At 59.0% G+C, this 25,097-nt stretch carries 27 protein-coding genes; 18 read left to right on the forward strand and 9 right to left on the reverse strand.

Annotation, left to right across the window (positions count from 1 at the left end):
- Positions 1-219: 219 nt before the first annotated feature.
- From ACRZ94_RS19770 to ACRZ94_RS19785, 4 genes are all read left to right on the forward strand, one after another.
- Positions 220-1,569 (forward strand): mechanosensitive ion channel family protein, encoded by a 1,350-nt coding sequence (locus ACRZ94_RS19770; RefSeq protein WP_480656601.1) that lies wholly within the window; start codon positions 220-222, stop codon positions 1,567-1,569.
- 155 nt (positions 1,570-1,724) lie between these two features.
- The gene (rsfS, locus tag ACRZ94_RS19775; RefSeq protein ID WP_170327847.1) at positions 1,725-2,084 is read left to right on the forward strand and encodes a ribosome silencing factor; all 360 of its coding nucleotides are present in this window, start codon (positions 1,725-1,727) and stop codon (positions 2,082-2,084) included.
- A gap of 44 nt (positions 2,085-2,128) precedes the next feature.
- The gene (gene rlmH / locus ACRZ94_RS19780) at positions 2,129-2,599 is read left to right on the forward strand and encodes a 23S rRNA (pseudouridine(1915)-N(3))-methyltransferase RlmH (protein ID WP_480656599.1); all 471 of its coding nucleotides are present in this window, start codon (positions 2,129-2,131) and stop codon (positions 2,597-2,599) included.
- Between the two features lies 1 nt (position 2,600).
- Positions 2,601-3,086 (forward strand): flavodoxin family protein, encoded by a 486-nt coding sequence (locus ACRZ94_RS19785; RefSeq protein ID WP_480656597.1) that lies wholly within the window; start codon positions 2,601-2,603, stop codon positions 3,084-3,086.
- A gap of 3 nt (positions 3,087-3,089) precedes the next feature.
- On the opposite strand, the gene ACRZ94_RS19790 is transcribed toward ACRZ94_RS19785, so the two are convergent.
- Both ACRZ94_RS19790 and ACRZ94_RS19795 read right to left on the reverse strand, forming a co-directional pair.
- Positions 3,090-3,437, reverse strand: coding sequence for a hypothetical protein (locus tag ACRZ94_RS19790; RefSeq protein ID WP_480656595.1), 348 nt, complete (start codon positions 3,435-3,437; stop codon positions 3,090-3,092).
- Between the two features lie 35 nt (positions 3,438-3,472).
- Positions 3,473-4,183 carry a DUF599 domain-containing protein gene (locus ACRZ94_RS19795; protein WP_480656594.1) on the reverse strand — a complete coding sequence of 237 codons (711 nt, stop codon included), beginning with the start codon at positions 4,181-4,183 and terminating at the stop codon, positions 3,473-3,475.
- A gap of 154 nt (positions 4,184-4,337) precedes the next feature.
- Here ACRZ94_RS19795 and ACRZ94_RS19800 point away from each other — a divergent pair, with 154 nt between their 5' ends.
- From ACRZ94_RS19800 to ACRZ94_RS19810, 3 genes are all read left to right on the forward strand, one after another.
- A complete protein-coding gene (locus ACRZ94_RS19800; RefSeq protein WP_480798143.1) occupies positions 4,338-5,129 on the forward strand; it encodes a trypsin-like serine peptidase in 792 nt (263 codons plus the stop codon).
- The gene (locus tag ACRZ94_RS19805; protein ID WP_480798144.1) at positions 5,126-5,941 is read left to right on the forward strand and encodes a trypsin-like serine peptidase; all 816 of its coding nucleotides are present in this window, start codon (positions 5,126-5,128) and stop codon (positions 5,939-5,941) included. Before ACRZ94_RS19800 ends, ACRZ94_RS19805 begins: the two co-directional genes overlap by 4 nt.
- A gap of 121 nt (positions 5,942-6,062) precedes the next feature.
- Complete coding sequence (locus tag ACRZ94_RS19810; protein WP_480798145.1) at positions 6,063-6,530, forward strand: Hsp20 family protein; 468 nt, start codon at positions 6,063-6,065, stop codon at positions 6,528-6,530.
- Between the two features lie 100 nt (positions 6,531-6,630).
- Here the strand turns inward: ACRZ94_RS19810 and ACRZ94_RS19815 are convergent, their stop codons facing one another.
- On the reverse strand, positions 6,631-7,080 hold the full coding sequence (locus ACRZ94_RS19815; protein ID WP_480798146.1) for a hypothetical protein: 450 nt from the start codon (positions 7,078-7,080) through the stop codon (positions 6,631-6,633).
- Between the two features lie 632 nt (positions 7,081-7,712).
- Here ACRZ94_RS19815 and ACRZ94_RS19820 point away from each other — a divergent pair.
- Positions 7,713-8,144: a hypothetical protein gene (locus ACRZ94_RS19820; protein ID WP_480798147.1), complete on the forward strand. Its 432-nt coding sequence runs from the start codon at positions 7,713-7,715 to the stop codon at positions 8,142-8,144.
- A 94-nt stretch (positions 8,145-8,238) separates the two neighbouring features.
- On the opposite strand, the gene ACRZ94_RS19825 is transcribed toward ACRZ94_RS19820, so the two are convergent.
- The 3 genes from ACRZ94_RS19825 to ACRZ94_RS19835 form a co-directional block, all read right to left on the reverse strand.
- Positions 8,239-9,237: an isopenicillin N synthase family dioxygenase gene (locus tag ACRZ94_RS19825; RefSeq protein WP_480656583.1), complete on the reverse strand. Its 999-nt coding sequence runs from the start codon at positions 9,235-9,237 to the stop codon at positions 8,239-8,241.
- Positions 9,238-9,524: 287 nt separating this feature from the next.
- Positions 9,525-11,708, reverse strand: a complete 2,184-nt coding sequence (locus tag ACRZ94_RS19830) for an esterase-like activity of phytase family protein (RefSeq protein WP_480656581.1) — start codon at positions 11,706-11,708, stop codon at positions 9,525-9,527.
- Positions 11,709-11,831: 123 nt separating this feature from the next.
- Positions 11,832-13,307: an NAD-dependent succinate-semialdehyde dehydrogenase gene (locus ACRZ94_RS19835; RefSeq protein ID WP_480798148.1), complete on the reverse strand. Its 1,476-nt coding sequence runs from the start codon at positions 13,305-13,307 to the stop codon at positions 11,832-11,834.
- Positions 13,308-13,577: 270 nt separating this feature from the next.
- Here ACRZ94_RS19835 and ACRZ94_RS19840 point away from each other — a divergent pair, with 270 nt between their 5' ends.
- The 10 genes from ACRZ94_RS19840 (at position 13,578) to ACRZ94_RS19885 (ending at position 21,523) form a co-directional block, all read left to right on the forward strand.
- The gene (locus tag ACRZ94_RS19840; protein WP_480798149.1) at positions 13,578-14,657 is read left to right on the forward strand and encodes a hypothetical protein; all 1,080 of its coding nucleotides are present in this window, start codon (positions 13,578-13,580) and stop codon (positions 14,655-14,657) included.
- Positions 14,654-14,998, forward strand: a complete 345-nt coding sequence (locus tag ACRZ94_RS19845; RefSeq protein WP_480798150.1) for a hypothetical protein — start codon at positions 14,654-14,656, stop codon at positions 14,996-14,998. The genes ACRZ94_RS19840 and ACRZ94_RS19845 overlap by 4 nt, the downstream gene beginning before the upstream one ends.
- Positions 14,995-16,113: a hypothetical protein gene (locus ACRZ94_RS19850; protein ID WP_480798151.1), complete on the forward strand. Its 1,119-nt coding sequence runs from the start codon at positions 14,995-14,997 to the stop codon at positions 16,111-16,113. The genes ACRZ94_RS19845 and ACRZ94_RS19850 overlap by 4 nt, the downstream gene beginning before the upstream one ends.
- Positions 16,114-16,200: 87 nt before the next feature.
- Positions 16,201-18,132, forward strand: coding sequence for an AAA family ATPase (locus tag ACRZ94_RS19855; protein WP_480656571.1), 1,932 nt, complete (start codon positions 16,201-16,203; stop codon positions 18,130-18,132).
- Entirely contained in the window at positions 18,129-18,464 is a 336-nt protein-coding gene (locus ACRZ94_RS19860) for a hypothetical protein (protein WP_480656569.1), read from the forward strand. Before ACRZ94_RS19855 ends, ACRZ94_RS19860 begins: the two co-directional genes overlap by 4 nt.
- A complete protein-coding gene (locus tag ACRZ94_RS19865; RefSeq protein ID WP_480656567.1) occupies positions 18,461-18,754 on the forward strand; it encodes a hypothetical protein in 294 nt (97 codons plus the stop codon). The genes ACRZ94_RS19860 and ACRZ94_RS19865 overlap by 4 nt, the downstream gene beginning before the upstream one ends.
- Before the next feature lie 141 nt (positions 18,755-18,895).
- Positions 18,896-19,195 (forward strand): hypothetical protein, encoded by a 300-nt coding sequence (locus ACRZ94_RS19870; protein WP_480798152.1) that lies wholly within the window; start codon positions 18,896-18,898, stop codon positions 19,193-19,195.
- Between the two features lie 64 nt (positions 19,196-19,259).
- The gene (locus ACRZ94_RS19875; RefSeq protein WP_480798153.1) at positions 19,260-20,597 is read left to right on the forward strand and encodes a DUF6638 family protein; all 1,338 of its coding nucleotides are present in this window, start codon (positions 19,260-19,262) and stop codon (positions 20,595-20,597) included.
- Positions 20,598-20,864 (forward strand): hypothetical protein, encoded by a 267-nt coding sequence (locus tag ACRZ94_RS19880; protein ID WP_480656562.1) that lies wholly within the window; start codon positions 20,598-20,600, stop codon positions 20,862-20,864.
- Positions 20,865-20,875: 11 nt separating this feature from the next.
- Entirely contained in the window at positions 20,876-21,523 is a 648-nt protein-coding gene (locus ACRZ94_RS19885) for a DUF1523 family protein (RefSeq protein WP_480798154.1), read from the forward strand.
- A 15-nt stretch (positions 21,524-21,538) separates the two neighbouring features.
- Here ACRZ94_RS19885 and ACRZ94_RS19890 read toward each other — a convergent pair whose 3' ends face one another.
- The 3 genes from ACRZ94_RS19890 to flgK are packed head-to-tail and all read right to left on the reverse strand — an operon-like array spanning position 21,539 to position 25,091.
- Positions 21,539-22,633: a flagellar basal body P-ring protein FlgI gene (locus ACRZ94_RS19890; RefSeq protein WP_480798155.1), complete on the reverse strand. Its 1,095-nt coding sequence runs from the start codon at positions 22,631-22,633 to the stop codon at positions 21,539-21,541.
- A complete protein-coding gene (locus tag ACRZ94_RS19895) occupies positions 22,630-23,640 on the reverse strand; it encodes a flagellin (protein ID WP_480798156.1) in 1,011 nt (336 codons plus the stop codon). Before ACRZ94_RS19895 ends, ACRZ94_RS19890 begins: the two co-directional genes overlap by 4 nt.
- Entirely contained in the window at positions 23,640-25,091 is a 1,452-nt protein-coding gene (gene flgK / locus ACRZ94_RS19900; protein ID WP_480656556.1) for a flagellar hook-associated protein FlgK, read from the reverse strand. The genes ACRZ94_RS19895 and flgK overlap by 1 nt, the downstream gene beginning before the upstream one ends.
- Between the last annotated feature and the right edge of the window lie 6 nt (positions 25,092-25,097).

A 25,097-nucleotide genomic window follows, 5' to 3' on the forward strand; every position in this document is an offset into this window, starting at 1 on the left:
CGAGGTGGCTTAGGCCGCGGATAGGCGGGCCAGAACCGTGCGGGCAGCCCCAAAGAACCGTTCGCGCAAACGCGCGCGGTCTTCCAGATTCTGAAGTTGGGCTACAGTGAGTCTCATGCCGACCAGATATATCGGGGTTTGCTGTCAATCAAGGTTCAAAACCGCGTCAGGCTTGCATCGCCGGGTTTTGCTGTTCAAGCTGACCGGCAGGAGACATGAATGAATCAAGACCTTATCCCCGGGACCCTGTCAGACCTTTACGAGAATATGGTCGGGGCATTTTCTTCGCAGTTTCAGAATTTCTATGAGTTGGTCGTCACGCCGGGATGGCGTCAGTACCAGCTGGTGATCATCCTGCTGCTCTGGGCGCTGGCCTATATGCTGAAGCTGTCCACGCAGGGCCGGTGGGATACATGGGCGCGGGCGCGCACGGGTTGGCCGAAATGGCGGCTGCGCATTCTGGTGCAGCTGATGCAGCGCCTGACACTGGTCTATTTCGTACTGCTGTCCTGGGGGCTTTATCTGTTCATGCAGAATGTCACCTGGCCCTCGCGCAGCTATATCATCGGGGTCATTGCCACTCTGGCTGCTGCATGGTTGGCGATTGCGCTAGTGGCACGGTTGGTGCGCAACCGCACCCTGCGCCGCATCTTCAAATGGGCAATGTGGGTCTATGCAACGCTTATTGCCCTGAATCTGACCGATGACGTGGCCGGATTTCTGGACGGGGTGGCGATTTCCATCGGTGATCTTCATATCTCGGCGTTGGGAATACTCAAGGCCACGCTGCTGATCGGCATTCTTCTGACGCTGGCCCGCATCGGCACCCGTGCCGCCGAGCGCGGGTTGCGCAGCAATGATGACATTACACCGTCGATGCAGGTGCTTTTGGCAAAGGGCATTCAGGTGCTGCTGTACGGTGCTGTCTTTATGGCGGCCATTCGCACGCTGGGATTTGACCTGACCGGGATTGCGCTGTTGTCCGGCGCCATCGGCGTGGGGATCGGCTTTGGTCTGCAAAAAGTCGTGTCGAACCTGATCTCTGGCATCATCATTCTGATGGATCGGTCGATCAAACCGGGCGATGTGATCTCGCTGGGCGACACCTTCGGGTGGATCAACGCGCTGGGCGCGCGCTATGTCTCGGTGGTGACACGGGACGGGCGGGAATACCTGATCCCGAATGAGGACCTGATCACCAATCAGGTGGTGAACTGGTCGCATTCCGATAAATTCGTGCGGCTGGATCTGAATTTCGGCACCAGCTATGGCGACGATCCGCACAAGGTGCGGGCGACGGCCATTCGCGCGGTCAAGTCTGTGACCCGTGTCCTCAGCGGTGGGTCACATGAACCCGTGTGTCACATCATCGGGTTTGGCGACAGCAGCGTGGATTATGTGCTGCGATTCTGGATCAGCGATCCGACCAAGGGGCTGACCAATATCCGCGGCAATGTCTATCTGGCCCTGTGGGATGCGTTCAAGTCCGAGGGTATCTCACTGCCCTTCCCGCAGCGCGAGGTGCGCCTGCTGCCCGACGCAGACCCGCAACAGATCGCAGAGGATTGACGCGGCGTTGATGGCGCGTTCATTGAAATGTTGCATTCCCCTTGTTACCTTATTAGTACCCCGGCGCCGGGATTTGATGGCGCGCAGCAAAGGAGGACTATGTCCTGTCTCTACATACCCAGGCGGGTTTGCCCGCCGATGACGGGGCCAGCGTGATGGCCCACTCTCAGTCAATCAGCGACAAGCTGCTTGAGCGTATCCTTTCCTCACTTTCCGATGACAAGGCCGAAGACGTCGTGCAGATTAACCTGCAAGGTAAGTCTTCTGTCGCGGATCACATGGTGATTGCCTCGGGTCGGTCGACCCGTCAGGTGGCGGCCATGGCGGAAAAGCTGACGGATCGCATCAAGCAGGAATTCGGTTTCACCTCGAAGGTCGAAGGCAAGGATGCCGGCGACTGGGTGCTGATCGATACGGGCGACGTGATCGTCCATATCTTCCGCCCCGAAGTGCGTGAATTCTATCAGCTGGAAAAGATGTGGCTGCCTCAGGGCGGCAGCGCCTCAGCCAACTGAGGCGCCATCCCGGCCATTATTGAAGGGCCGGAGGCGAGAGAGATATGCGGATCAGCATAGTTGCGGTCGGGCGATTGCGCGCCGGACCCGAGAAGACCCTGCTTGACGATTACCTGACCCGATTTGACCGGACTGGCCGTGCGCTGGGCCTTGGTCCCGCGCGGGTGATCGAGGTTGAAGACAAGAAAAATGCAGGTATGGGGGCCGAGGGTGCTTTGCTGCGCAAGGCGCTGCCCAAGGGTGCTGTGATCTGCACGCTGGACGAACGTGGGAGGGTGATGTCCTCGCCGGATTTTGCCAAAAAGCTGGGTGGCTGGCGCGATGCCGGGCGGCAGGATCTGGCGCTGATCATTGGCGGAGCGGACGGAATAGACCCTAATCTGCGGTCGAAGGCCGATTTTTCCATCTCATTCGGGTCGATGGTCTGGCCCCATATGCTCGTCCGTGTGATGCTGGCCGAGCAACTTTACCGGGCCGCAACCATCCTGTCGGGCGGTCCTTATCACCGGGTCTGACATGGCGCAGCTTTTGATCGTTTACCATTCGCGCACTGGCGGGGCCCGACAGATGGCCGAAGCCGCGGCAGAGGCCGCGCGGGAAGAATCGGATGTTGTTCTGAAAACCGCCGATCAGGCCGAGCCGGATGATCTGCTGACTGCAGACGGTTATATCTTCTGCGCACCCGAGAATCTGGCGGCAATTTCGGGTCTAATGAAGGAGTTTTTCGACCGCAGCTACTATCCGGTGCTGGGCAGGATCGAAGGCCGTCCCTATGCGCAGATGGTCTGCGCAGGGTCCGACGGTGAAAACGCCGCCCGCCAGATGGCCCGCATCGCAACAGGCTGGCGGCTGAAAGAGGTACAGCCGCCTTTGATTATCTGCACCCACGCGCAAACGCCCGAGGCAATTCTGGCCGAAAAGACCATCCCAGAGGATCAGCTGGAGAAATGCCGTGAGATCGGCGCCGCCTTGGCCGCGGGGCTGAGCCTCGGGATTTTCTGAGGCTCAGTTCAGGTCAACAACCGTGGTGCCGTCATTCCAGCCATCGACATTGTCGCGGGCCTGAATCTGCACCTGCGTGGTGCCGTCGGGAATCACCACACCACTGAGAGACCGGGTAAAGGGCTGCTCATTCTCATGCGGGTGATGCAGCACGCGCATTCCCAGCTCATTTCCGTCCATATCCAGCACACGCCAGCCATCGGCGTAGTGGTCCCAGCCTGTGTCGGGATGGCGGATCGTCACGTCAAATCGCCAAGTGTCGCCGCTTTGGCGGGCTGAGACGTTTTCGATCACGGCAGGATCGGCAAAGGCGGGCGTGGCCAGTAAGGCGCTGAGAATCAGATATCGCATATCGTGAATATAGAAGCGGATAGGGGGCGTGGGGATCACGACTCTGTGTGGGGTGGCAGTGTCTGCAAGATGGATCGGGATTGGGACGCGAACTCACGCCGGTAAAGAACGCCCAGTGTGATGGCGGTGCCCGCGATCAGGGCGACAGGTCCCAGAATCCAGGCCAGGGAAGCCAGCGCGAAATAGGTGGCGCGCAGCCCGCGATTGAAACTGCGCGCGGCAGTGACACAGATTTCCGCTGCCTGCCCCGCACGCGGATAGGCCTGGGGGTCGTCGGGGTCGTTCGGGACAGCAGCCATCAGAACGGCGCAATAGCCAAACAACCGATGCGCCCAGACGTATTTCAGGAACGCATTGGCCAGAAACAGGATCACGACAAGGATCTTGACCTCCCATACCAAAGCAGGTGCGCTGCCGATGGCCAGATCACTGGCAACACCGGCCAAACGCTCTGTATTTCCCAGCAGGGCCAGCCCACCCCCGATGGCAATCATGGTGGTCGAGGCGAAAAACGTGCTGCCCTGCCGCATCGTGGCCACCACCTGCGCGTCAAACATGCGCGGTTGGCGGGTGACCATTTCATGCATCCAGCTGCGGCGGAAATCATCCATCATCATCGCAACCGATTGCCGGTTTGGCGCGGGATGTTCGATCCGCCAGCCAATCCATTGCCACGCGCCAAGCAACAGCAGCACAGCGGCGTAATCCAGTGTCGAGAACATGAGGGCGCGGTCGATCCAGGTCATGGGCGGAACAGTAGGACCAGTGATGCGAACTTGCCAGACGGGAATGATGCAGCGCTGCATCAGGTGCACGCCGAAACCCTATCCAGCGCGGTCGCCCTATTTTCGCCCCACCGAGCCCGTAGCACTGAAACCAATGGAAAGGCCGGAGAACCGCTTGCGACACTGGATCAGGGCATTTGCGCTGGCATTGATGCCGATGGCTGCGATGGCGCAGGATACTGGGCTGAAAAGCCTCGATACCACCGATGCAGGGCGGGCGTGGATGGCTGTGGGCCGTCTGGATATCGGCGGCACAGGGTTTTGCACCGGAACGCTGATCTCTCCGACATTGGTGCTGACCGCAGCCCATTGTCTGTTCGACAAGGAAACCGGTCGGCGGATCGATCTGGCGAAGGTTGAGTTTCTGGCGGCCTGGCGTTTGGGCCGGGCCTCGGCCTATCGGGCTGCACGGCAGGCTGTGATCCACCCCAAGTATCGCTATAGCCAGAAGACACCGACCGCACGGCTGGCCAATGACATCGCGCTGATCGAGCTGTGGCAGCCGATCCGCAACACCACGGTGATCCCCTTTGAAACCGGCAGCCGCCCCCGTCGCGGGGCCGAGGTGGGCGTCGTCTCTTACGCACAGGACCGTGCCGAGGCCCCGTCCCTGCAAGAGGTATGCTCGGTCATGACACGTCAGTCCGAGGTGCTGGTCTTGTCCTGCGATGTCGAGCTTGGCGCATCCGGCGCACCGGTTTTCACCTTTGACGGCGACCGTCCGCGTATCGTGTCCGTCGTCGCCGCCAAGGCGGAATATAACGGCCAGCGCGTCGCAGTCGGGACAGCGGTCGATGCATCGCTGCCTGTGTTGCAGTCGGAATTGTCGGCGGGTCGCGGATTTCAGGCCGAGCCCGCCCAGGGTGGGACCAATAGAAATATCGGAGCGAGGTTCATTAAACCATGACGCGTTACTTCCTGAGCGCCTTTATGTGCCTGTTTGTTCTGTCGACCATGTCCCACGCGCAAAGCGTCAAACGCAAATTGACCGATCGCGAAGACCTGTATGGGTGGGAGGCTGTCGGACGTCTGGATATTGGCGACAGCGGCTTTTGCACCGGCACGCTGATTGCCAAGGATATTGTTCTGACAGCTGCGCATTGCGCATTGGATAAAGCCACCGGCCAGCCCTACAAACCGGGTGAGGTGACGTTTCGTGCGGGGCTCAGCAACGGTGAGGCACTGGCCGACCGCAAGGTCATCCAGATCGCCGCGCATCCCGACTTTGTCGCCAATGGACCTGTGTCCGCGCCGCGGGTTCGGGTTGACGTTGCCCTCATGCGTCTGGATGAGCCAATTCCGCATTCCGTGGCGGACCCGTTTGCCATGTTCAGCGGACGTGTCAGCGGCAATGAGATCAGCGTCGCTTCGTACGGGCGTGGACGGGCCGAGGCGATCACGCGCCAGCGTTCCTGCCGTATCCTGCGGCGTCAGGATGGGCTGATCAGCTTTGATTGCGACGTCACTTTCGGCTCTTCCGGGTCGGCTATTCTGGCCAAGAAAGGCCCGCGCTGGCAGATTCTGTCCGTCGTATCCGCCGTCAGTTATGGCGGCGGGTTCAAAGTGGGACATGGCATGGAACTGCCGGATATCGTGGCCGAGCTGAAGACCATATTGCGCCGCGATGCGCCCCAGCCCAAGGCGTCAATCCGCCGGTTGCAGGTGGGGTCCGGAAAGTCGAATTCCGGTGCCAAATTCATCAGCCCCGGCGGGGGTTGAACTCGGCCAGACCTCTACCCATGTGATCTGTATCGGGCCGCCGCAAACGGGGCCTGACTGACTGAACGCCCGTCCGAAACCGGAGGGCAGACCATAGATCGCTCAGATGAGGATATGACACATGCGAACCTTTGATTTTGCACCGCTGCACCGCGCCACCATCGGCTTTGACCAGATCGCCGACATGATGGATCGCGTCCTGACCAATGATGTGGCTCAGCCCAGCTATCCGCCTTACAATATCGAAAAAACCGATGCCGACGCATATCGCATTTCGGTTGCTGTCGCCGGTTTTTCCGAGGCCGATCTGTCGGTCGAAGTAAAGGAAAACGCGCTGATCGTCGCGGGCAAGAAAGCCGCCGAGGATAAAGAGCGCAGCTATCTGCACCGTGGTATCGCAACCCGCGCGTTCGAGCGCCGCTTTGCGCTGGCGGATCACGTGCGCGTCACCGGTGCCAGCCATGAAAACGGCATGCTGAATATCGAACTGAAGCGCGAAGTGCCCGAAGCCCTGAAACCGCGCCGGATCGAGATTTCGTCGGCCAAGTCGATCGAAAAGGACGTGGTTGACGCCAAGGCCGTGAACTGAGGCGTCTGACCGCACAGCGATAGCCCTGCCTCTCGGGGCTATCGCAGACTGCACGCCCCGCGTACCTCCAGGCGCGGGGCGTTGTCGTTATGTCGGGTCATTACCGTTCAAAACGGAAAACAAAGGCGGCTGACAACAACAGAACTGCCGTTGCGTATTCCAGAAACTCTTCAAGCGAATTGGCGAGCGTTTCAACATAACCACTTAACGGTTGGCCGGCCAGAATTGCCGGGCTGCTGAAGACAGCGGAAAACACTCCGCTCAGCCCGGTATCGAACGTATCGAGAAGCATGGCCGTCAAAAAGGCGGCACCCCCGGCAAACAGAAGCTTGGCCGCCAAAACCTCGCGGCCGCTGGTGTCAAAAATGCTGCGTCTGTTCAGAAATGACACGGCACTGACCACCAGAAATGCCGCGACGATACCTGCCACCGCGACGACCAGCGTTACCAGATCCTGACCGGCAATATCCGTTTCTTCAGCAGCAAGATTTTCGCCAAGAGTATTCATACTTTCGTGGAATTGCAGGATTTCATCCGCAGCCGCGATCATAAGAACCACGCCCAACATGCCGCCCAAAACCCGATACACCATGTGACGGGGTTTGGTCACGACAGTATGTATCAGCACCGCACCCGCCACGGTCAGGACAATTGCAGTGGGATAGCGTATCAGGTTGAACTCGGATCTGATGGTAGAAAACGGGTCCAACAAAGCAGCGGTAACTCCGATCAAATAGACACCAAGCAGTATGTCAATCCGCAGCCCGTAAGGCCCGGATCGCAAACGGCCCCGGAACCGAAGCGCCACATAACCCCCCATCCCTCCAAGGATTACGATCAGGGCAATACGTGTGAACAATTCAAAGAGGGTTGCGGGCCGAACACTTTCAACCTGCTCCGCTGATAAAAACAGGCTCAGCACCAATGCACCGAGCAGTGTCCCGGCCAGTAACGAGCACAGGAAAACCAATCCCAACTCTGACGAAATGCGAAATAAACCCGTCTTAGAACTCAATAAACACACTACTTTTTCAATACACGACCCGGATCACTATATATTTTCTGACACATAAGGGAAGCTGGAGGCCAATTGCCAAACCTCTGGCAATGATATGCGCCCTCGGGCTAGGCTTTGTTTTGAGGGGCTTTTGCCGAATTAATTTTAACAAGGAACCCAGGATCATGCGCCGAAATCACACTATTGCTGGTACTATCTGCACTGCCATCTTTGTGACAACGCTGGCGACGTCTCAGGCCCAGGCCGATGATGCGGGCAAAGTGATCGCCGGGGTCGCCTTGGGCGTGCTGGGGGCATCAATTGCCGAGCATCACCACAAGCACGGATCCCAGTACCAAAAACACCCCAGCGTCTCGCCTGAGGAAAACGCCATCGGCTTGTGCATGCATCGCACCAAAACCGCGATGAGCAACCAAGGGTACTACGCCGTCGATTTCGAGCGCACCTTGTCTTACACCACAAATGCGGACGGGATCGATCTGATTGATTTGGAAGTGGCCCGGTCCAAGGACAGCAATGATGTGCGCAGTTATATCAAAGCCCACTGCGCCATTCAAAACGACGCCGTGGTAAATTTCCGGTACTCAAGCTACTGAGTTTGAAAACAGCCCCTGCAGCACGCGCATGGGGCTGTTGTCTTTTGGGAACGCAATCGACGTTGCCTGTCGCTCAGACGAATGCGGGGGTGCCTTAGCTTGCTTTCTTCAGATGCGCGTAGCTGGCAGAAAAGCGCGAGAATTTATGGGTGCCGCACGTCACAGGTGCATAGCGGCTGGTGCTTTCAGGGCTGATACATGATGCCAGAGGAGAAAACTCTGCTCCAAAATCTGCATCAATGAAAAACGGAATTGAGTACCTCTCGCGGCCCGACGTATTCACGACCCGATGCAAATTCGCCAGATACACATCATTGGTGAGGCGCTGGATCAGATCTCCGATATTGATGACGAACGTGCCAGGAATGGGGGTTCCTTCAACCCATGCGCCGTCGCGGTTCATGACCTGAAGACCACCAACATCATCCTGCGCCAGGATCGTCAGGTTGCCATAGTCGGTATGCGCGCCGATGCCGATGATTTTTTCGTCGATCTGACCATTCTGCGGAGGGTAATGCAGCAGGCGCTGAATGCTGATCGGGTTTTGCATCAGGCCGTCAAAATGATCTTCGCTCAGGTCCAGACTGATCGCGATCCCCTTCAGCAATTGCCGGGACAGCGTAACCATCTTTTCGTGGTATCCATAAACCAATTCCTGAAAGTCGGGCAGGGTGACAGGCCATTGGTTGGGCCCAAAAAACGGGCCTTCCAGCGCGGGGCGCTCCGGGCCGATGTCAAAACACTCTTTCAGGTCCTTGGTCTTGGTTGGATCGGTGTTCTCGCCGAAAGGCTCGATATAGCCGCGCAAGGCAACATCGGAATTGCTGACATGCAGTTTCATCTTTTCGTCCGAGGGCAGATCGAAAAAGCGGCGCGTTACGTCGAAAACCTGATCCACGTAATCCTGAGGGATGCTGTGGTTTTTGACATACATGAAACCTGCGTTGGACAGGGCCCAACGGATTTCCTTGGCGACCTTATGCTTGTCGCTGCCATCAAGCAGCGGCGCGATATCAATCACCGGGATCTTGTCGAATGATTCACGTTTTGCGCGCAGCTTGTCGTCGAGTTGCGTTACGGGATCTTGTGCCATGATGTGTTCGCCTGAATTCTGAGGAACCGAAATTCCTGCGCAAGAACAAGCAAAATGGGCGCGCGTTCAACAGTCAAATTTTTCGCGCTAAGGTGAATTGATTTCACTTAAATTTGGTGTGCGGGCCTGAAAGATGAAGAAAACATAATCTCAAATTTCGGTACACAAAGATACACTTTAGTACACATAACGAACGCCGGGTCGGAAAACGCGTCGCAAATGGGCTGTCCGATGCAAGTAACCCCGCGAGTTTCCGTCACGGGGCCACTTTATGCTGTTGGGGCGAACTAGTTGCCAGCGGTGACTTGCCCAATCGACCAGAACATCGTTTCTCCCGACGCGTCATCGACGCCGTCATTGTCGGTCATTACAAATGCTTCGCCCGAGGGCAGGATGGCCAGACCTTCGATTTTGTCCAGAACGTACCCTCCGGTCGAGGTCAGGTCGGGCAGCAGGTCGCGGACCTCTTCTTTGCTGACTACGGGCAGAGGGCCGCCCAGCGGGGCCGGGGTCATCTCGGACAGCGGGATGCGGTAGACCTTTTTGGTCAAGGCGCGGTGGTCGTGCTGGTTGTCGCGCTCGATCACATAGACATGGTCCCCGAAGGCCACGATTTCCGACAAGCCAACCCAGCCTGTATCCGGGTCTGCTTTGGGATAGTGGACCGCGCCCCATTCCTGTGTCTCAAGGTTGTAGGCCACCAGTTTCACATGGTTGTCCGGGTCGTCCTTCCATTCACGCTGTACGGCCATCCACAGGGTGCCGCCAACCCTGGTGATACCTTCGAACCCAAAGCGTTTCTCGACCGCCATCAACTCGGCGGGCAGGCCGATCTCGCCCTTGCGGTCCTTGATCAGACCATCCGCGCTGACGTGGTAGATCGCGTGCGGGATAACGCGGTCGGTGCGACCTTCCGAGGCGACGTAGAACCCACCCTCGCCGTCCAGTGTGATGCCTTCAAGGTCCAGCTTTTGTGCAGGATTGCCGTCCTGACGGTGGATGCGGATCACGTCCACGATGCGGGCGGGTTTCTGGCTGGGGTCGATCTTGAAGATCGAGGGTTGGAAACCGTAGAAGCTGTCATTGACCGCATAGATCATGCCGTCCTCATCCGCGACCAGACCAGACAGCGCGCCCCATCCGATCAGCTCATCCGCGCCTTTCGACGTCAGATGCGGGTAGGCGGCGGGGGCGTCCTGATATTCAAAAATGCTGACATGCGCACGTGGGCCGCCATCTTCGATCAGGTCTTTTTCATTGGCCGAGATCAGCAGGTTCCGCTCGGGGATCGCCACATACCCTTCCGGGCCAACACCCGACGGCAGCAGCTGTTTCAGAACCGGGCTCGCCGGGTTAGCGGCGTCGTAGACACCCACGACCGAGGCGCGCTCAGCCCCTACGAAAATCATCGGAGTACCGTCGAAGGTGGCTGCGGTTACGCTTTCGGGCTCAACCCCTTTGCTGTCCGAGCGTTTGTCGGGATAGTGGCCGATCTGGATGATCGCTTTCTCGAACTCGGTGCCGTTCTCGTAAACAACGGTGCCGTCCTTGTGGAAGATCGTCCAGCCACGCGAACCTCCTTCGTAGTCGCCTTCGTTGGCGGTGGCAAAGTGGTTGTCATCGATCCATTTCACCGCGTCCGGCTCGCGCAGGCGACCCGGCTGGCTTTCGGTAAAGATCAGCGCGCCGCGCTCATCTGTGGCGTCGATGCCTTCCAGATCAACCGCGCCCGCCGAGAAATGGCTGATCACGGTGCCGTCTTTGGCAACAACCGCGATGTGGTTGTTTTCCTGCAGGGTGACGACGGTTTCACCGAGGCCGTTGATGTCTACAAACTCGGGTTCAGGATCGGTCGGCGCAACCTCGGCCAGACCGGTCAGCGAGGCCATTTTCATACCCGCGCAGTTCAGCGCGCCATCTTTCAGCGGCACCAGCGCCAGCTCACCTGCAGGCAGCTGCGGGATGATGCCGTCATTCAGGTCTTCGTCCCGCTCGTTTTCAATCGCTACGGCGACAAAGCTGCCATCGGGGGCGATGGCGACGCTGTCGGGCTGACCACCCAGATCACAGGCACCGGTTTCGGTCTTGCCCGCGATGTCGATTGAGATCAGCTTGCCCGACGGGGCGGTATAGCTCTCCGAGGTGTTCACACCCACAAAAGCCGTCGCGCCAACGATCCCGACCGAGGTCGGCTCACCGCCTACGTCCATGGCTCCCAAAGGCGCAGGGTTCGCCGGATCGGTGATGTCCACTATGCCGATCACGCCCAACGGGCTGTCGGTGTACACCAGCGTCATGCCATCGGCGGTGGCCGCGATGATCTCGGGCGAGGTTTCGCGGGTGGTATCCGCGCCTTCGGCCATGTTTTTCACCACGGGGAAAGACGCAATTCGGTTGAAATTCATCTCTGCCATGGCCTGACCGGCGGTCAGGGCAAGGGCAGATGTCAGGCAGACAGCGCGCAACGACATCGGTGGATTTCCTCTCTCAGTTGGATCAGAGGGGAAATGAACCGGGATCGTTGCGGCGTTGTGACAGTTTGGCTTCAGTTTTGTGACAAACGCGGCCACCGCCGGGGCAGTGGCCGCAAAGGATCAGACCGACAGACAGACGTATTTCATCTCAAGGTAATCTTCCATGCCGTGATGGCTGCCTTCGCGACCCAGACCGGATTGTTTGACGCCGCCAAAGGGCCCGACCTCGGTCGAGATGATACCGGTGTTCACACCGACAATGCCATATTCCAGCGCCTCGGCCACTTTGTAGACGCGGCTGAGGTCCTTGGCATAGAAATACGAGGCCAGACCAAAGATCGTGTCATTGGCCATGGCGATCACGTCATCTTCGTCCTCGAACTTGAACAGCGGGGCGAGCGGGCCAAAGGTTTCATCCTGCGCAACCATCATATCCTGCGTCACACCCGTCACGATGGTGGGCTGAAAGAAGGTGCCGCCCAGATCATGTGGAAGACCGCCGGTCAGAACCGCGCCGCCCTTGTCGGTGACGTCCTTGATATGTTCTTCGACCTTGGCGACTGCCTCTGCGTTGATCAGCGGTCCCGTGGTTGTGCCCTCGGCCAGACCGTCGCCGATCTTTAGCGCCTCAACGGCGGCTTTCAGTTTGGCCGCGAACGCGTCATAGACACCGGCTTGCACGTAGATGCGGTTTGCGCAGACACAAGTCTGACCATTGTTACGGAACTTGCACAGCATTGCGCCTTCGACCGCGGCATCCAGATCAGCATCGTCGAACACGATGAAGGGCGCATTGCCGCCCAACTCCATCGAGCATTTCATGACCTGATCGGCAGCCTGCTTCAGCAGGATGCGGCCCACTTCGGTCGAGCCGGTGAAGGTCAGTTTGCGCACACCGGGGTTTTCGCAGAACTCCTTTCCGATCTCGCTGGCGCTGGAGGACGGCAGAACGTTGAACACGCCCGCCGGAATGCCCGCCTGTTCGGCCAGAACGCCCATGACCAGTGCAGACAGTGGCGTTTCCTTGGCAGGACGTGCAACAAAGGCGCATCCGGCAGCCAACGCTGGCGCTGCCTTGCGGGTGATCATCGCGTTAGGAAAGTTCCACGGAGTGATCGAGGCCGCCACACCGATGGGCTGCTTCATCACCATGATGCGCTTGTCGCGCTGATGGCCCGGGATCGTCTCACCATAGACCCGCTTGGCCTCTTCGCCGAAGAATTCGATGAAGGACGCGCCATAGCCGATCTCGCCAATCGCCTCGGCCAGCGGCTTGCCCTGCTCGGCGGTCAGGATCTTGCCCAGATCCTCGGCGTTTTCCATCATCAGATCGAACCAGCGGCGCAGGATGACCGCGCGTTCCTTGCCGGTCAGCTTGGCCCATTCCTTTTGCGCCGCCTCTGCCTGTGCAATTGCGCCCGCCACTTGCGCGCGGCTCAGGTCGGCCACTTCGGCGATGACATCCCCGCGCGCCGGGTTGGTCACGGCAAAGGTGCCATTGTCGCCATCCACCCACTGACCGCCGATATAGGCTTGGGTCACCAGCAGGTCTGGGTTCTTGAGAATGGATTTCAGGTCGGTCGTTGCGTCCAGCATAGGTCAGCCTCCGGCAGGAATGGTGTCTCGCGCACCCAATCAGGTGGGGTCGGGAATGTCTATGTCCACTGTTCGGCGCGGATCAATCCAGATTTGATCAAAAGGTAAGATCGTGCAGATGTCCCACAGCGCGCAATAGATACTGATATGGCGCTATCTTTTTCGTGATGAGTTTGCCAGACTTTGCATGATTTTGGGATCCAAGGGGATGTAAATGGTCGTAACATTCCCTATCTAATGGGTAATTAAAGAAAAAAGGGGATAGTGCAGATGTCGAACCACCAATTTGACGCCTTGATCGAAGAAACGCAGACCAAAGTGCGTGAAAGCCAGTCGCAGATTGAAAGCCTGACGTCGCGGATTGACGCGGCGCGCGCCAAGATCGGCACCGCCGAGGCGGATATCGACATCGAAAACGCCACGCTTGAGGATGTGCATGCCCATACCGAGGTGATGAACGCCAATATCGCCGAACTGATCATGGGGCTGGACGACGTCACCAACGCGTTCTCCAAGGATTTCGACGAGATGCGCTCGAAAACCGGGTGGGAGTCGTTTGTGGGCATCTTCGCCAAGGCCAAGTCCGAGTCGATGCGGCAGGAACGCATGCGCACGGCCAATATCGACGACAAACTGCAGGACCTGATCGCCAAATCCGATGTGATCGTAAAGCTATTGGAAGGTCAGCTGTCCGTGCTGGAAGAACAGCGGGTGAAGGTCGAAAACAACCTGACCGGCACGCTGGATGATCGTGAGGCGACTGTGGCTGAACTGGAGGCCCTGCGGGCTGAGATTCAGGATATGGACCCGACGATCATCACTCTGGAAAACAAGATCAGTGTCGAACAGGACGCCGCCGCGCGGACGCAGCTGGAAACCGAACTGGCCGAGCTGAACAAGCAATACAACGCTAAGGTTCAGGAAGAGCAGGTCAAGCTGGCCAAGTCCCAGACGCTGGAGCGCTATATCGAAAAGGGCAAGACCTGGGTCGATTCACTCCAGAACCAGGCGGCGACGCAGATGGTGCTGATCAACAAGCTGCAGACAGACACGCAACAGCGCGTGGTGCTGTATGACGCCCTGACCAAATCGCTGAAAACCGCGCAGCAGCAGGACGTGGCCCACCGCATCAACGAGATCGGCGTGCAGACCGACCAAGAGGCGCAAACCGCCATGGCCGCCATCGGCACCGCGACCAACCAGAAAATGGCCGACATGCTTGAGGCGCATGAGGACCACATGGTCTTTGCCCGCGACGTGCTGGAGAAAAAGGCCAAAGCCGACGAACGCTTTGCCCGCCGGTTCGCCTCGATTGTCGAGAAGCATGATAAGAACTTGTATGGTGGGTGAAGAACGCCTTGTACCAAAAACGAAGCAAACCAATTCGCATAAAAAGCCTGAAGGAATTAGACCCGACCTTTAAACCAAGATGGTTTCGAATTTGGTTTCGGCTGGCTTTGGTGGGCATGATTTCGATGATCGCGCTGGTCATTGGGGCGATCATAGATGTGCAATGGATCGCTCGGATAGGGCTGGTAGTTGTAGGCTTGGTTGGAGTTACGATCTTCCTGATCGAGACTGGCTCTAAAATATTGTCGTTCGCAGGCTATTGGTTGCCGTGGGCTGGGCTTAAGGCTGCACAGATAGACTCGTGGCTGGAACGTGACTTGGATTGGGAAGGTTGGAGATGACTAACCCCACCCAAGACCATGTCGGACTGACCGACACCTTCGCCTCGCGCCGCTATTTCCGCAAATTCGAGGTGATCACCGTCCACCTCCTGCGCGTGGCCGCGACGATGGAGGCGGAAGGTGCGATCAGCAAGCAAGAGGTGCGGATCGTGTCGCGTTACCTCTCGGGGCTGCTCTACACTTTCCGCGCGCTGTCCATGAAATACCTGCTGGTCGGGCGCGATACGGGGCGGTTCTTTGGCAGCCTTGCGATGGATAAGCGCGACAGCGGGTTTCCTGTGGCGGCCGAGTTGCTGACCATGGCCAATGACGCGCAGCAGGCGCAGGTGCATCTGGAGAACATGCCGTCCGAGGATGATCTGAAAACCGACATGGTGCGGACGATCATTGGCGACCGGGAAATCCCCACCAAGCTGCAATTTGCGCTGTCACAAAGGCTCTATTACGAGGAATTGCTGAAGGGAGAGCTGTTCTGGGCGCGCAACGATCCTGAGTGCCACTGGATCGGGAATGAGGGGGATCGGCGGAAGTTTCTGATCCACTGGGCGGTCTATGACAGCCAGATCAACCTGCCGGTCATCTACCTGATGCAGTTGGAGGACAGCGGTAAAACGGCCCTGCCCAAAGACCAACGCCGCTGGCCCGAGGTGCAGGCGCATCTGATGGCGCAATCCTTAGGTGGGTTGAAACTGGTGACCATCGCCAAAGGCTTCGATCAGGATTTCGACGACCTGCACCCCAAACACATGCGCCGCATTCATGTGGGGCCCATGTATTCCTCGGCCTTTACCGAGCAGTCCGGTCCTCTGCGGAAGGTGCTGGAGGACGCGCAGGCGCCCGAAGGTCAGGACTGGGCGTTGGCCTGGACCACCGAAGAGCTGGAAAGCGAAGAGGTGATCGAGGAGCGCGCTGGCTGGTTTTCCACAGTCGAGCGCGAGGTCTTTGCGCTGGACCCGTTTGGCGGGCAGGGGGCCGAGACCGGGGCTACGCGCACGCAGCGGTCGATCATTCTGCCTCAGCGTCCGTTTCAGGTATTGGCCGAGCGTAACCCGCCGGGCTTTGGTGATGTGCGCAAATTCGTGGTCAGCAAGACGGGGCAGGTGTTGCGCTATTAGTTTCGCCCCCTTTCGGACCCTGCAAGGGTCCTGCCGGGCAGCGGGACGACCGTATTTTGAACGAGAAGAAGATGCAGGGTTGAGCAGATGAGTTTGACGTCAGACCAAATGGAATTGCGCGAAGACGATATTCGTAAGCACTATCCGGCAGCGACCGCTTTGCTGAGCGGCTTTGAACACGCGCCCCGGGTTGCCAAGGCGGTTGAAGCGGCAGTCGAACGGTCGCCGGGGGTTTCCTCGGGGCGGCGATTTCGGTCAACGACGCCGGGGTTGGTAACCCGGCGCACGGTTCGGGCCGATGGGGTGCACCTGGTTGAGCGGATTGAAGCCTCGGACGAGGGCGATACGCTGGTTTCACCGTCGCAGGCGGTTGTTCAGCAAGCCATTCGCCGTGCCGCCGCCATCGCTTTGGCGGTGGCCGAAGCCTATGCAGAACAGACCCCTTTGGCCGATCTGAAGCGCGCGAACCTGTCCGGGGATTTGCCCGCCGCGCGCAAGGGCGAGTTTTCGGAATTGCTGACGGCTGAGGCTTTGGTCACGCTGCACACGTTTGGCAATGCGTTGGCCTATTTGATGTCGTCACATTTGGGCGAGGTCACGGCCGATATTGGCGAGATCGAAGAGGTTCTGACCGATAACGGCCAGTTGGCCCTGCATGGTGCGCTGTGGGAACTGGATCAGACCTTGGCCAAGCACGCCCCCGATGACACGCATCTGATCGCGGCCGCCAGCGCCTATGCCGAACAGCTGATGGACAAAGCCGCCTTGCGCGCGGGGTCCGCAGGCCATCTGGCCCCGTTCCAGAACGCCGCCTGGCATATCGAGGCCGACGATCTGACGATCCGGGGGTTTGAACCGGCCTCAAAGGCGAAATCCACCACCCTCACGATGACGTTCAAGGAACCGAATGAGGTGGTGGGCAACCATATCGCCAAATACCAAGCGATGAAGCTGGCCAAGATGCTGATGGCCTATGATTTTGATCGACGCCTGAACCCGTTTGCGGAACTCGGCGGGTTCATCTTTACCTTCATGGGCGACGGTAAACCGGGCACCGGCAAGACCACCCTGATCCAGATGATGGCCGGGCTGATCAACGATTTTTGCCAGAATGCGGGCTATCCGTTCCGATATCAGAACCTGAGCACCGACAATATCGACAGCTATCAGGGTAAATCTGGCCAGAACGCCAAGGCGTTTATCAACACGATCATCGACCCCTCGGTCATCGGCTTTGGCACCATCGACGATATCGACCAGCTGGCGGGCAAGCGCGGCGACCGGCAGTCCAGCGCGGGCCAACTGGAAATCACCGCCGTGCTGATGGAGAGCTTTGCGGGTGCCAACACTGTTGTGCGCGGCAATTGCACCTTTGGCATGTTCTCGAACTACCCCGAGAACGTGGACGACGCCCTGCGCCAGCGGGCGGGCGCGCGGTTTCTGGTGGACGGGCCGCAGACGCGCGAAGACTACATCGACATCCTGCACCTGCTGATGGGCCGCAATCACGACATCCCGCTGGGCGAACACGAGGCCTATGCCGCGCAGGAGATCAAGAAGGCCGTCGCTGCCAGTTTCGAAAGCCATTCCCGCCCGCATGAGAATGCTCTGCTACAGGTCTATGATCGGGTCTCGGGCGAGATTGGCCAAATGGACACAATCGCCAAGCTGGGCACCTACCTCAAGGCGATCCAACAGGCGGATGAGCGCTTTACGGGCCGTGCAATCAAGAACATCACCGACGCGGTCAAGGTCCGCGCGATGGACTTCGAACTGCCTGATGAGTGGATGGAGAACCCCGACCTGTTCCTGTTCCGCGACTACGACACCAAGAAGGCCATGATCGAGGACCTGCGCCAGCCGATCACGGTGGACATGGTGATGCAGGAGATCAACCGCTACGCCGACAGCGAGTTCCGCTATGCCGACAAAAGCGACGAGGTCGCCATCGACAAGGCGGTGCGTGAGATGGGCCGGATGGAAGAGGCCAAGCGGCGGTATCTGGAGGGCAAGGGGTGACCGGTGGCCTGATCCTGATCTTCGGGTCGCTGATCGGCGCGTGCTTGTATTTTGGCGCCGCGGTGGCCCGTCGCAGACCACCCTCCCGACGGGCCTTTGCCCTGTTGGCGCTGATCATCTTCGCGGTCACCTATATCTGGAGCGCCCTGTTCGAGATCTGGATGAACGGCGCGTCTGTCCTGCGCCCGGCCTCATTGCTCCACGCCTTTGGTCCCGCTGAAATGCCATCACATTTCCTTGGGATGGCGTTTTTCTGGTTCGTGCCCGCACTGATCTTGGCCGGAGGCGCGTATGCGTTTACGCGCCGTCGGTCAAAGGAGGCAACGACATGACATTGACACTCGCAATCACCGGTTTGGCCCTTGTTTTGGGTCTGATCCTGCCCCTGCGTTGGGGCGTGTTCGGCTTTTTGGCCGCCGTAGCGGTGCTGTTTCTGACCCAATTCGGCGTGAACGCAGGCAGCGGGTTCGAGGGCACCACTTGGGAAGAGTCGCTGATCCTGTTTGAGGGCAGCGTGGTGTCCTACATCGGGTTCAACCTGCAAATCACGGCGCGGGCGTTTGCCTTGCCGTTGTTGGTGTTGGCGGTTGTGGTTGTTTGGCGGTTCAGGAGGATGGGATAGAACAAGTGGCTATATCCAGGGCGGAAGGGGTGACAGCAGGGTTGAGCCTCATCTTTGCGTCTTTGAACAGCGCGTACCTGCGATGATTTTGGCCGGAGTCGCTCATGCGGTTGCGCGCCGTCGGTTAGGGAAGGCGAACACATGATATTGTTGCTAGCAATCATTGGTCTCGCAATTCTTTTGGGCCTTTTCCTGCCGTTGCGTTGGGGCGTTTGGGGACTTCTTGGTGCTGTCGCCATTTTTTCATTTTCTTTAGGGATCTTAGCGACTGTTTCATTTTGCAATTGGAAAGCGCTATTGCCCGGGAATTTCGGCAAATACGGACTGTGCGCGGCGACAGATCCCCCAAGCGACGTATTTATCAGTTTTCTGATGATGGGGTGTATTTTGAGTGTAGCTACAATATCGCTTTTTGGTTTCAGGCGATGGATGTCAAAATGACAAGCGCGATAATGAAGTTAGCGAAGCATGCAGCGCAGCCGCGATGCGCGAGAGGTCAAATGCAATGATCCGCCTAATCGAAAAAGGTCTGATGTTCGGCAATCTCGTCCACATCTCCAGCCCGGCCTTAATCGAGCGGTATAACCGCGCGTTGCAGCACCTGGCGGGCAGGACCACTCAGCTTTTGGATTTCCACGTGGATATCTCGGGCTATTCCCCTGAGATCGGGCAGGAATTGGACGACTCGTTCTACCTCAACCCCAATGGGGTGAACCGGCAGTTCATCCTGCTGACGACCGAACAGAAACGCGCACCTTTGCTGAACGTCAAATTCTCGACCTCGCGCGATATTCTGCGCGAATTTATCGAGATGAACGAGGCGCAGCTGTTTGCCCTGACCGCCACAGATGCCGTGGCCGGAGAGCTGGTGAACTCGGTCTTCAAACTCACCACACCTGCCGATCTGCTGAACCTGCGCAAGATCGAGATTGAGGCCGACACGGTCGGCGGCACCCTGCGCAAGGCCGAACAACTGGCGGGCATGGTCGAGCAGTTCAAGACCCAAGAGGACGCCTGGTTCGACGATGTGCTGATCGCCCGGATGATCGAGACGGCCAAAGAAACCGGCGACGTCACCCGCAACCCGGTCCATCTGCGCCATACCGCGTTTGAACAGCGCAATTTCTGGACGGCGCATTTCGGCGGGCTCTACCTGTTTCCCGATCTGGACTATCCGGCGGCGATTTGCATGGGCGAAAAGCCGGATGACCTGCTGCTGGACCATGTGTTCGACCCCACGCAACGGCACCGGATTGCAGCCTTTTTGAACGACAACACTCTGGTGGAATCGATCATTGAGGCGCGGGGTGTGAACTCAGCCGCCGTTTTGCGGCAAAAGATGGATTTTCTGACCATCCACGCCGCGGCGGATGCCGGGGTTGATCTTGCAGGGCTGGACCGCAGCGATATGCGCCGTCTGGCCCGCAACCACGCCGATCACTTGCCCGAGGCGTTTCACGGCCTTGCCCAATTGCTGCGCTGGGCCAGCGAAGGTGGGCCGTGGCCGCGTATCACCTCGGACCACCCGGCCTATTTCTACACATTGCGCGCGACGGATACGCCAAACCGTGATCTGGTGAATATGCTTCTGGCCGAACTGGCCCCGCTGGACCCGCGCCAGATGTTCATCTGCCACAAAGAACTGTTCTACAGCACCTATTCCACATGGCCTGAGGCCAAGAAAGCCTATGTTGCCGACTTCCTCGCGCGCGAGTATCAGATGGACAAGGCAGGCGCCCGCGCCGCGCTGTTCGGGCATGAGCCGGATATGAGCGGTGCAGATCGTGTCAGCGATGACATCATCGCGCGCGTCGGCCCGTGGGGCGCTGTAGGGAGAGGCTGAATGTTCGTTGCAATCCGTTTTCTGATCCCGCTGCTGATCATACTGACGGTGATCTATGTCGGGTTGTCGATCTATTCCCGCCTTGTCCGCCGCCGCAAACTGATCGCGCATTGGGAAAAGAAAGGGTTGCACGGCGATCGTGACGCATTTCTTGAGCGGGGGATGCGGCAGTATGATAACTCGTTCCGCAAGAAACTGCTGCTGGGTGTCTATGTCATTCCGCTGGGGGCGATTGCCCTGCTGATCTATATTACTAATTTCATGTGAGGGCCTTGTAGATGGTCTATGTCAAATGGGTGTTCATCATTGTGTTCTGGGGTCTGGTTGCCTCGGTTCTGGAATACACGCTGCCGCAGCAGGATGTGGTGCGGATCGTCAAGACCGAGGTGCGTCGCGTCGATTTCGGTGAGAACTCGATCTTCTGGGCGCAGCAGGATACCGGGCAAGAGGGCGCGCAGACCGTGAACCGTGATGTGCGGTTTGTTGAGACCTTCCGCCCGAACGGCAAGCCGCGTGTTTACCGCAACGAAGATACCGGCTGGGGCTGGCCGCCTTACTTCAAGCTCGACAGTTCGAATCTGCAGGCAGAGCTGACCAACCTTGTGTCCACCGCAGACAATCCGCAATGGGTGGTGTTGCGCCATTATGGTTGGCGCAATCAGCTGATGTCGATCTTCCCCAACGTAGTCTCGGTACGCCCGGTGGACGGCCCCGACGTACGGTTGATCCCGTGGTTCAACATTATCTTCCTGACCGTGTTTTTTGCGATCCTCTGGGCGATGTGGGTACGCTGGCGCAGGTTCCGCCAACGGCGTATTGACCCGATGCTTGAGAATGTCGAAGACGGCCTATACGCCGCCGGAGACGCGATCGAAGATCGCAGCAACCGGTTCAAGCGCTGGCTGGACAGCTGGAAATCGAAATAGGGGCGCAGCCCGCCCCTACCTTACTATGAACTCTGCATGCAGTGCCCCGGCGGCCTTGATCGTCTTGAGGATGTCGATCATGTCGCGGGGCGACACGCCCAACGCGTTCAGGCCCGCCACGACCTCGGATAGGGTGGTGGCCTCGGGGATTTCGGCCAGTCCGGTGCCTTCCTCTTCCTCGATACCGGCGATGGTGCGGGGGACGACGACCGTTTCGCCGCGCGCAAAGGGGTTGGGTTGGACGGCGATGGGGGCCTCTTCGACCGTCAGGGTCAGATTGCCCTGTGAAACCGCCACGCGAGAGATGCGTACCTCTTGCCCCATGACAATGGTGCCCGACCGCTGATCCACCACCACGCGGGCCTTGGTTTCGGGTTCGACCAGAATGTTCTCAATCCGGCCCAGCGCATGCGCCGTTGAAACGGATTGGGTCGCCGCGATGTTCAGCTCGACCGTGCCCGAGTCGCGCATGATCGCGACCGCCCGGTTGAATTCCGTGTTGATTGCCACCTCAATGCGGCTGGCGGTGGTGAAATCCGGTTCACGCAGGGCAAGGCGCATCTGCGTGAGGGTCGAGAGGTCAAAGTCAATCTCACGCTCGACCCGCGCGCCGGACGGGATAACGCCCGAGGTCGGAACGCCTTGGACGACCGAGGCAGCCTCACCCTCGACCGAGGCGCCACCGGCCAGAACGGTACCTTGCGCCACGGCGTAAATCTGCCCGTCCGCAGCGTTCAAGGGGGTCATGATCAACGTCCCGCCCAAAAGGCTGTTGGAATCGCCGATGGCCGACACCGTGACGTCGATCTGGCCGCCCACCCTCGCAAAAGGCGGTAGGCTGGCCGTCACCAACACCGCAGCCACGTTCTTTGGGCGAAAATCCTCGCCATTCACATTCACGCCCAGCCGTTCGAGGATGTTCGACATGATCTCTTCGGTGAACGGAGAATTGCGCAGCCCGTCGCCGGTGCCATTCAGCCCGACCACCAGGCCATAACCCACCAGATCGTTGCCGCGCACCCCGTCGAAATCGACCAGGTCCTTGAGGCGGATTGCACCGGCCTGGGCGATGCCGGGCAACAGCATCAAAAGGAATACAAGAAGTCTCATCTGAGGAAATTCACCAATGACAGGTTCGAATTGCGAACGGTGACGGAATAGAGGCTCTCTAACTGGAACTGGACGGTCTGCAGCTGCACTGCGGTTTGATAAGGGTCCGCAGCGACCAGTTTGTTGCGGCTGTATTCCAGGCTGGTTTGGGCTGCGCTGTTGCGTGTAGCGGCCTGTTCGATCCGCGCCTCGGCCGATCCGACCTGCGCACGCAGGTTGACCACCTCGTTCTGAGTATTGGCCAGATCAACCCCCAGCTGGGTGAACAAGGCCGTCCGTTGATCACGCGGCAGGTTGAGCCTGTCATCCGACACCAGCGCCGCCACGGCAATATCGCGCAGCGCGTCCTTGAGCGCAGGGTCTGTCGCCGTGATCGGAATGCGAACACTTTCATTCTCGGAGATTTGCATCGGCGACAAGGCCGTGTCCGATCCCTGATAGATCAGCGCATCGAACCCAGCGGGGTCGTTGAACCAATCCTCGGCCGCCTGCCGCATATCCGCGACAGTGGCATGGCCGGTCAGTTCGACCTCTAGCGCGGCCAGCAACGTGTCGGTTGACGGCAGCGGCGAAACATCCGTGGCCGCACCTGAATACAAGCTACGCCCGCCCGCCCGCGTGTTCAGCGCCGAGATGATCGTATCAAGCTCATTGCGGGCCTGCACGGATGCGTTCTCATGGCTGACGGCCTGGTTCGATGTCCCGAAAGACAGCATCGAGGCGGTGAATTCACTGACCGCATCGTCAATGGTCGTCAGGCTCAGCTGCATGGCATCGGTGAACAAGCCAGCCTCCGAGGTTGAGACCTGATAGGCGTCCAGTCGCGACAGGCTGCGGTCCAGATCCAAAAGGTAGGAATAGTCCCCATCCAGATGCCCCGAGACATCCTGAACCTTGCCGGTGGACATTTCGTAAGACAGGGTTTCGATCTGGGTTTTCAATTCGGTCGATCGGGCCTTCAACGTCATGCCGCGCGCCAGATCACCGATAGAAGTCAAATTCATCATCACAACCTCAGCAAAGTATCCATCAATTCATCCACGACCGAGATGACCCGGGCGTTCGCCGCATAGGCTTGTTCAATCTCAATCAGGTTCTGCAGTTCCTGATCCGTATCGACGCCGTCTTCGGCCTCGATCCGGGCCATTTCCAGCTGCGCGCTGTTGGCAAAGGTCAGGCGCTGGCTTGCCGCATGGGCGTCGGCCCCGGTTCGGGACATCAGCGCCTCGGTCAGGTCCGAGGCCCGCATGGCCCCGGTTCCAAATGGCGCCCCCGCCACAGCGCGCGCGTCGCTGAGCACCGCACCAAGCGCCTGCAACTGTGTGGCATTGCCCGGATCTCCGGGTGCTGCCGCGCCAAGACCATCCCGCAACCGCCAGCTTTCGCCCCCATTGTCGGGGTCAACAACCGTATTCAGACTGATGCGAGAGGCCAGCCCGGCCGGGGCCGTCGCGTCGAACCGGTTGCCTGCATCGGTGAACAGGCCCGCATCGGTCGGCAGTGCGGTTGGGTCCAGGCCCGGTGTTTCGAACCGTTCGATCAGATCGCGGGCGACCGAGTCCAGATTGGCCTGCACCTCAACCGCCAGCTCGTCACGGATCTGGAACTGCGCCATCAGCGCGCCGCCCCGGATTTGCGCACCGTCGCCGCTGGTGCGCACCGGGTTGCCGTTCATTTCCAAACCCGACAGCAGGCCATTGCCCACCGTCATGTGGGGTTTGGTGTCGCCGGTGGTCGTAAAGGAGAACTGCGCCGCCGTTCCCTCCAGCAGGATCAGACCGCCATCGGAATAAAGCGAGACCTGATCATTCGCACGTGGCACCGCATTCACGGGCACCAATTCGTTGACCTGATCAATCAGAACCTGCCGTTGATCCAGCAATGCCCCTACGTCCCCGCCCGTATGTTTGACCGAGGGGATTCGGGCATTCAGTTTCTCAATGTCTTTGAGGGTCTGATTCAGGCGATCCACCTGTTTTCCGATGGTACGGTCCGCGTCTGACCGCATCTGTCGGACGCCCTCCGAGGCGGAATTGATCCGATCCGCCAGATCGCGCCCTGCGCGCGCGACCTGATCCAGCCGTTCCGAGGAATCTGGCAAGCTGGCCGCCGTGATCAGGCTGCTGTCGAAATCCGCCAGCCTTGCAGCCAGCGAGGTCTGGTCATCCGCGGACCCGACGACCCGCTCAACACCGGTGTGAAACTGTGACAGGGCGGTCTGATATCCAAGCTCGGCATCGGTGGCGCGGCGGTTTGCGGTCAGGACCGGGTCGTGGTTGCGCACCACGCCAACCGTGCGCACCCCCTGACCCGAGATCACATTCGTCGTCAATTCCAGCGACCTGCGTGCAAAGCCGGGGGTCAGCGCATTGGCGATATTGTCCGAAACCACCGATGTGCCCCGGCTGGCGGCGGTCAGACCGCTGACGGCGTTGTTGAATGCGGTCGTCATATTCATCTGACA

It is taken from the genome of Ruegeria sp. CH10, from assembly GCF_056537125.1.